Here is a 5,423-nt window from a genome sequence, read left to right on the forward strand (position 1 = left end):
TTCATGGCGGAGCGGCCCAATCAGCTTTGGGTGGCGGACTTCACCTACGTCAGAACGGCGCAGGGCTTCGTTTATGTGGCCTTTATCGTCGATGTGTTCGCCGGCGTTATCGTCGGCTGGCGGGTCTCAACGTCGATGGAGACATCTCTGGTGCTGGATGCGCTGGAGCAGGCGCTTTGGGCTCGTCGCCCAGGGAAAGGGGTGATCCATCACTCAGACCGAGGCTCACAATATGTTTCATTAGCGTATTCAAAGCGTCTGAAGGATGCTGAAATCCTGGCGTCAGTTGGCACTACCGGCGACTCCTACGATAATGCGATGGCAGAGAGTATCAACGGGTTGTACAAAACGGAGGTTATCCACCGCGGGAGCTGGAAAAACCGGACGGAAGTGGAGTTGGCCACGCTGGACTGGGTGGACTGGTACAACAACAGAAGGCTGCTCGGGCGGCTGGGTTACATCCCTCCTACTGAAGCCGAAATGAACTATTACGCTTTGCAATTAGCATCAGAGGAAGCGGCGTAGTATTGCCAAAATTACTCTCTAATAAACTCGGGGTTATTCAGGCGAAATGCATTGGCGGCACGCCCTCGGTCATGCCCCGACAGGTGATAGGCGCTCACGGTGGTTTCCCGCTGTCGGAATGGCATAAATATCTGCATTCGCGCGAGACGCCGCTACTGTTTAAGCCGCAAACCTACACCCGAAAAGTGCGCTATCTCAGCGATGAAGAGCGGCTTGCGCGCTAGCGGCAATACCGCATCTGCGGCCAAGCGGGAAGATATAAAGCCCGGAGAGGAAATGCTATGATAAAAGCATTATCAGGAGCTGACGTTGTGCCGGCTCCGTCGAAGCGCAAGGGTAACCCATGATAGTTGTCACCGGTGGTGCCGGTTTTATCGGCAGTAATATCGTTAAGGCGTTAAATCAGATTGGCTACAACGATATATTGGTGGTGGATAACCTCAAGGACGGCACCAAATATGCCAATCTGGTCGACCTGAATATCTCAGACTATATGGATAAAGAGGATTTTATCGCCAGCATCGTCGCCGGCGATGATTTCGGCGATATCGACGCGGTATTCCACGAAGGCGCCTGCTCTTCCACTACCGAGTGGGACGGCAAGTACATGATGGACAATAACTATCAGTACTCTAAAGAGCTCCTGCACTACTGTATGGAACGCAGTATCCCGTTTCTGTATGCCTCTTCCGCGGCAACCTATGGCGGCCGGACGGAGCATTTCATTGAGGAACGACAGTACGAGCAACCCTTAAACGTCTATGGCTATTCCAAATTTCTGTTCGATCAATATGTGCGCGCCCTGTTGCCGCAGGCCGAATCGCAAATCTGCGGCTTCCGCTATTTCAATGTTTACGGCCCGCGCGAAGGGCATAAAGGCGGCATGGCGAGCGTGGCTTTCCATCTAAATAATCAAATCAACGCCGGCGACAATCCGAAACTGTTTGCCGGCAGCGAAGGTTTCAAGCGCGACTTTGTCTATGTCGGCGACGTCGCGGCGGTGAATCTGTGGTTCTGGCAAAACAACGTTTCCGGGATTTTCAACTGCGGCACCGGCCGGGCAGAATCGTTCCAGGCAGTGGCGGACGCGGTGCTGGATTACCATAAAAAAGGCCAGTTGGAATACATTCCGTTCCCGGAAAAACTCAAAGGGCGCTATCAAGCCTACACCCAGGCGGATTTAACCCAGCTGCGCGCCGCCGGCTACACGCAACCTTTCAAAACCGTCGCCGAGGGGGTGACGGAATATCTACGCTGGCTGAACCACAATCATTAATATCCTTGAGGGTAAGAAAGAGAGCGGCGGCATGAAAATACTGGTGATCGGACCGTCCTGGGTCGGCGATATGATGATGTCCCAGAGCCTGTACCGCCTGCTGGTACAGCGTCATCCCGGCGCGCAAATTGATGTGATGGCCCCGGCCTGGTGTCGCCCTTTGCTTAACCGCATGCCGGAAGTCAACCAAGCGCTGGCGATGCCGCTCGGCCACGGCGCTCTGGCGCTGGGCGAGCGCCGCCGGTTGGGGCGTTCGCTGCGGCTAAGCGGCTATCAGCAGGCGCTGGTGCTGCCAAATTCGTTCAAATCGGCGCTGGTACCCTTTTTCGCAGACATTCCACAGCGTACCGGCTGGCGTGGCGAAATGCGTTATGGGCTGCTTAACGATGTGCGCACGCTGGATAAACAGGCTTTTCCGCTGATGGTGCAGCGTTACGCCGCCCTGGCCTTCGATCGGCGCACGATGCGCAGCGCCGCCGATTTACCCACGCCGCTGCCTTGGCCGCGCCTAACGGTCAGCGCTGCTGAGAAAGCGCAGGCACTGAGCACGTTTGTGCCTGAGGCTACGCGCCCGCTTATTGGTTTTTGTCCCGGCGCCGAGTTCGGCCCGGCTAAACGCTGGCCGCATTACCATTATGCCGCGCTGGCCGAGGCGCTTATCCACCGCGGCTACCAAATCGCGCTGTTCGGCTCCGCCAAGGATCAGGCGGCCGGCGAGGCCATCGGCGCCGCGCTGCCGGCGGACGCCCGCGGCCACTGCCACAATCTGGCCGGTCAGACGTCACTGGAGCAGGCGGTCGCGCTCATTGCCGCCTGCCGGGGGATCGTCAGCAACGATTCCGGTCTGATGCACGTGGCCAGCGCGTTGGATCGTCCGCTGGTCGCGCTATACGGGCCCAGCAGCCCGGATTTCACCCCGCCGCTTTCCCATCAGGCCCGGGTGATTCGTTTAATCAGTGGTTACCATAAAATTCGGCAAGGTGACGACGAACAAGGCTACCATCAGAGCCTGATCGCGATTCAACCTGACCGGGTGCTGAGCGAACTCGAAACGTTATTGGCCCCCCAAGAGGAGAATTAATGCAGGTCCTGATCGTCAAAACGTCCTCGATGGGTGATGTGTTGCATACTCTGCCTGCGCTGACCGATGCGGTGCGCGCAATGCCCGGGATCCGTTTCGACTGGGTGGTAGAAGAGAATTTTGCCGAAATCCCCACCTGGCATCCGGCGGTGCGGCGGGTGATCCCGGTGGCCATCCGCCGCTGGCGCAAGAACTGGTTCGGCGCCGCCGTGCGCCAGGAGCGCTGCGACTTCAAACGTCAGCTGCAGCGCGAGCGCTACGACGTGGTTATCGATGCGCAGGGCCTGATGAAAAGCGCCGCGCTCGTCACCCGCGTGGCCCGCGGCGAAAAACACGGTCTGGATTGCAAAAGCGCGCGCGAACCCTTCGCCAGCTGGTTTTACCACCGGCGGCACGAGGTGAGCAAACAACAGCACGCTATCGCGCGCATCCGCCAACTGTTCGCCGCCAGCCTGGGCTACCCGCTTCCCACCACGCCCGGCGACTATGCCATTGCCGGCCATTTTCCCCCTCAGCCGGTCGGACAGGCCTATCTGGTTTTTCTGCACGCCACGACCCGCCCCGGTAAACATTGGCCAGAGGCCCACTGGCGCACGCTTATCCAGCTTGCCGGCGACGCCGGCTATCGAGTCACCTTACCCTTTGGAGCGGAGCATGAGCGTCTGCGCGCCGAACGGCTGGCCGAGGGGTTCAGCGCAGCGGAAGTGCTGCCCCCTTTGACGCTGGCGCAGGTGGCGGCGCAGCTGGCGGGGGCCGCGGCGGTCGTCTCGGTGGATACCGGCCTCAGCCATTTGGCCGCCGCCCTCGATCGCCCGAACCTGACGCTGTACGGTCCTACCGATCCGGGGCTCATCGGCGGTTACGGACGCCACCAGCAGGCGTTGCGCGCGGAAGACGGCACTATGGAGAGCCTGACGGCGGAGCACGTCTGGCGGACGCTGCAACCGATGCTGCCGCCGCGGGAACAGGGATAGCGCATCATGAATTATCTGTTCATCTTTCTTCTGCTGTTGCCGGTAAAGCTGCTGTTAAAACTTGTCCAGCGGCCATCGGGCAAAAATCTGGTGATCCAGACGGCGAAAATCGGCGATTTCGTCAATATCACCCCGTTACTGCGCCATTTGGGGGTGTCAGACGCGCTGCTCAGCCGCACGGTCTCGCCGCTGGCGGAGCGTGACGATACGCTGGCGGAGTGCCTGTATATCGAAAATTACAAGCAGAATTTGTTCAGCAAGATCCGCCTGGGCTTACGGCTGGTTAATCGCTACAGCCATGTTTATTTGCTGCATCCCAACAACAGTAATCTGTTTTTTGCCGCCTTATGTAACGCCCCGGACAAACAGTTTCTCAGCACCTATACGCGACGCTGGTACCATAGGCTATTTTATCTCACCGCCAGCGGCGTGGTTGAGCATCGGCGCGATACGCTGACGCTGCAGAACTATCTGCGGCTGGCGGATCGCTCACTGACCTGGCGCAGCCAGCCTAAACATGCCACCTCGCCGCTATGGCGGCCGTCGGCGCCGCGCCCTGAGCTGGCGACCCCGTCTGACACCCTCAACATCGGTATCAGTATCTCCGCCGGTAACAAGGCCAAAACGCTACCGCCGTCGGTGTGGGGCGAAATATTCACCCTGCTGGGGAGTCTGCCGTGCCGCTACTACGTTTTCGGCACGGCCAATGAACAAGGCTATTTCGATGCGCTGGTCCGCCATGCCGGCGCCGAGACAGACATCGTCAGCCTGATAGGGTTACTGCCGCTTCAGGAGGTACCAGACGCGATTCGCCGCATGGACTGCTATATCGCCACCGATTCGGGGAATATCTATATCGCCGATGCGTTGCAGGTACCGGTGATCTGCTTTGCCGGCCCGTGTGAGGCAAAAGAACAACGGCCGTTAAACAAAGCACTGATAGTTCGCCCCGACAGTATCCCGCCCTCCTCTTTTGTCTTCGCCGCGCTGTATCATTTCGCTCATCCGGCGACGCAACTTTACGCCTTGACCCCGGATGATCGGGAGAATATTTATAATTTTGTGGCAGGCCTGGCCGCCGCCAGACAGCGGCTGACCGCCAGGCGGTCGGATATATCCGCTCCCTGATTGGCCTCCTTGCTGACTGCGCTAACCTGAACGCTATGGCGTAAGAACCGGAAAATGAGCACATTTTTTAAGCAGATCTACCGCTATACCCGACCGCGTGCCTACCGGCACAATGAAAATCTGTGGCCTTTTTGTCGCATCACCCGTAGCCGTGCGGGGGACATTACCCACCTGCGCTATAAGGGCATAGGTATCTACACATTTATCGTGATACCTGTTATTACTTTGCAGAATGATTTCAACCTATCTGTTGGCGGGATTGACTCTCGCCTTACCCGCCGATATCAGACGCTGGTTAAACAGCATATGACACCCGCGGCTCTTCTTGCTTCTGCGGTTAAAGACCTCGCAAGTGCTCAAAAATCAACTTTCGCAACTACCCAAGCTGTCTGGCGTTTTCTGAATAATAAGCGAATTAGCTTCAGTCAACTCAATGAGC

The 5,423-nt window shown here is 57.9% G+C and carries 5 protein-coding genes and 2 pseudogenes; all 7 read left to right on the plus strand.

Annotation, left to right across the window (positions count from 1 at the left end):
• Positions 1 to 525: IS3 family transposase (locus CINSTRO3249_RS12290; protein ID WP_125933110.1), on the plus strand; the 525-nt coding region annotated here is incomplete at its 5' end.
• Positions 526 to 566: 41 nt separating this feature from the next.
• Positions 567 to 749: pseudogene (locus tag CINSTRO3249_RS12295) on the plus strand (hypothetical protein); the annotation flags it as partial.
• Between the two features lie 119 nt (positions 750 to 868).
• Positions 869 to 1,801 (plus strand): ADP-glyceromanno-heptose 6-epimerase, encoded by a 933-nt coding sequence (gene rfaD / locus CINSTRO3249_RS12300; protein WP_074013493.1) that lies wholly within the window; start codon positions 869 to 871, stop codon positions 1,799 to 1,801.
• Between the two features lie 31 nt (positions 1,802 to 1,832).
• Positions 1,833 to 2,882, plus strand: coding sequence for an ADP-heptose--LPS heptosyltransferase RfaF (gene rfaF, locus CINSTRO3249_RS12305; protein WP_074013494.1), 1,050 nt, complete (start codon positions 1,833 to 1,835; stop codon positions 2,880 to 2,882).
• The gene (gene rfaC / locus CINSTRO3249_RS12310) at positions 2,882 to 3,856 is read left to right on the plus strand and encodes a lipopolysaccharide heptosyltransferase RfaC (protein ID WP_074013495.1); all 975 of its coding nucleotides are present in this window, start codon (positions 2,882 to 2,884) and stop codon (positions 3,854 to 3,856) included. Before rfaF ends, rfaC begins: the two co-directional genes overlap by 1 nt.
• A gap of 6 nt (positions 3,857 to 3,862) precedes the next feature.
• Positions 3,863 to 4,984 carry a glycosyltransferase family 9 protein gene (locus CINSTRO3249_RS12315; RefSeq protein ID WP_074013496.1) on the plus strand — a complete coding sequence of 374 codons (1,122 nt, stop codon included), beginning with the start codon at positions 3,863 to 3,865 and terminating at the stop codon, positions 4,982 to 4,984.
• 54 nt (positions 4,985 to 5,038) lie between these two features.
• A pseudogene (locus CINSTRO3249_RS17705) lies at positions 5,039 to 5,423 on the plus strand (hypothetical protein); the annotation flags it as partial.

Origin of the sequence: Candidatus Sodalis sp. SoCistrobi (genome assembly GCF_900143145.1) — a bacterium.
In the GTDB taxonomy this organism is placed as follows: Bacteria; Pseudomonadota; Gammaproteobacteria; order Enterobacterales; family Enterobacteriaceae; genus SoCistrobi.